Here is a 2077-nt window from a genome sequence, read left to right on the forward strand (position 1 = left end):
ACAAACAGTTGATCCATGCTAATGGATCCAAAAATAAAGCCGTTATCTAAAGGCTCCAACGTTTACAGCGTGAAAAGTCGATAGTGCGCGATAATCGCCCATAAAAAGCACTATTCGCGTGTCTCTCTATTGTTTGTGGATCCATTAATTGATTGATTAGGCCCCTGGCGATGGCAGGAACCTTCCTGGCCGTCCCCGCATAACAATTACAAGAAAAGGGTTTCGTCATGCGCGTTCTCCCAAGGGCACGGGCCGTTCTCGGTCCTGCGTGCCACCTGCCTGTGTGCCTGTCCGTCCCCGCGCTTTGCGCGTCCAGCCCGAGCAGGGGAGGACGGCCATGAACCACGATCTCAAGCAACGGGTCGACCAGGGCCCGATGGGCTCCTTCCAGTGCCTGGCGATCGGTATCTGCATCGTCCTCAACATGATCGACGGCTTCGATGTGCTGGTGATGGCCTTCACCGCCGCTTCGGTGTCCGCCGAGTGGCAACTCAACGGAGCGCAGATCGGTTTGCTGCTCAGTGCCGGTCTGTTCGGCATGGCCGCCGGTTCGCTGTTTATCGCGCCCTGGGCCGACCGCTTCGGGCGCCGGCCGCTGATCCTGTTCTGCCTGCTGCTGTCGGGTGTCGGCATGCTGCTGTCGGCCGGCAGCCAGAGCCCTTTGCAACTGGCGCTGTTGCGCGGCCTGACCGGCCTGGGCATCGGCGGCATCCTGGCCAGCAGCAACGTGATCGCCGCCGAGTATTCCAGCCGCCGCTGGCGCGGCCTGGCGGTAAGCCTGCAATCCACCGGCTATGCCCTGGGCGCGACCCTGGGCGGGCTGCTGGCGGTGTGGCTGCTGACTCATTGGGGCTGGCGCTCGGTGTTCCTGTTCGGCGGCATCGTCACCTTGCTGGTGATCCCCCTGGTGCTGCTGTGGCTCCCCGAATCCCTGGACTTTCTCCTGGCCCGGCGGCCGGCCGATGCCCTGGCGCGAATCAATCGCCTGGCCGGGCGCCTGGGCCATCCGCAACTGCTGAAAATGCCCGCGGCAGCGGTACGCGAGCAGGGCGCCGGCAGCGGTTTTGGCCAACTGTTCGCCGGGCCGATGCGGCGCACCACGCTGCTGATCTGGCTGCTGTTTTTCCTGGTGATGTTCGGTTTCTACTTCGTCATGAGCTGGACCCCGAAACTGCTGGTGGCCGCCGGGCTCTCGGCGCAGCAGGGGATCACCGGCGGGGTGCTGCTGAGTGTCGGCGGGATCTTCGGTGCGGCGCTGATCGGCGGCTTGTCCTCGCGCTGGCCGCTGACCCGGGTGCTGTCGCTGTTCATGCTGGTGACCGCCGGGCTGCTGGTGCTGTTCGTCGGCTCGGCCTCCTCGATTGCCGCGGCCCTGGGCCTGGGGCTGCTGATCGGGCTGTTCGCCAACGGCTGCGTGGCCGGGCTCTACGCCCTGTCACCGGTGGTCTACGACGCTTCGGTACGGGCCACCGGGGTCGGTTGGGGGATCGGCATCGGGCGCATTGGCGCGATTGTCTCGCCCACGGTGGCCGGGGTGTTGCTGGATGCCGGCTGGCAGCCGCTGCACCTGTACGCAGTGTTTGCCGTGGTCTTCGTGCTGGCGGCCGCTTGCCTGTTGCTGCTGCGGCCGGTATCGGCGCAACCGCAGCCGGCCCTGGCCTCGTGTGGCCAGGGTGGGGGTTAAAAGATCGAGTCCCGGTCCTTGCGGGTAAAGGCACTGATCCGGGTGTAGCGCCCGTTGACCGATTCGACGTTCAGGTCAGCGATGTTCGGCGCCATGTGGGACAGGGCACAGCGGGCGCTGTTTCAAGACTGGCCGTCGATGATCGCCGCGGCCACGGCCTGGCGGAACCAGCTCAGGGCGGCGGAGCTGTCGCTGTTGGGGTGCCAGTGCAGCGAGACTTCGAACTCCCCCACGGGGAACGGCAGTTCCAGTTGCCGCAGGCCGCCTTCGAGGGTGAACAGGCGGGCGATCTGCGCTGGCAGCACGGTCAGCAGGTCGGTGCCGGGCAGCACTTTGGGCAGCACCGAGAAGTGCGGCACGTGCAGGCTGATGCGGCGCCGGGCGCCCATCTGC

At 65.7% G+C, this 2077-nt stretch carries 2 protein-coding genes; one reads left to right on the plus strand and one right to left on the minus strand.

Annotated features, from left to right (window positions below; translation table 11 throughout):
- Window positions 1-337 precede the first annotated feature (337 nt).
- The gene (locus BLX41_RS01775; protein ID WP_123723525.1) at window positions 338-1684 is read left to right on the plus strand and encodes an MFS transporter; all 1347 of its coding nucleotides are present in this window, start codon (window positions 338-340) and stop codon (window positions 1682-1684) included.
- Between the two features lie 122 nt (window positions 1685-1806).
- On the opposite strand, the gene BLX41_RS34170 is transcribed toward BLX41_RS01775, so the two are convergent.
- The coding region (locus BLX41_RS34170) for a LysR substrate-binding domain-containing protein (RefSeq protein ID WP_404942725.1) at window positions 1807-2077 on the minus strand (271 nt) is incomplete at its 5' end.

Source organism: Pseudomonas protegens, from assembly GCF_003732485.1.
GTDB lineage: Bacteria > Pseudomonadota > Gammaproteobacteria > Pseudomonadales > Pseudomonadaceae > Aquipseudomonas > Aquipseudomonas protegens_B.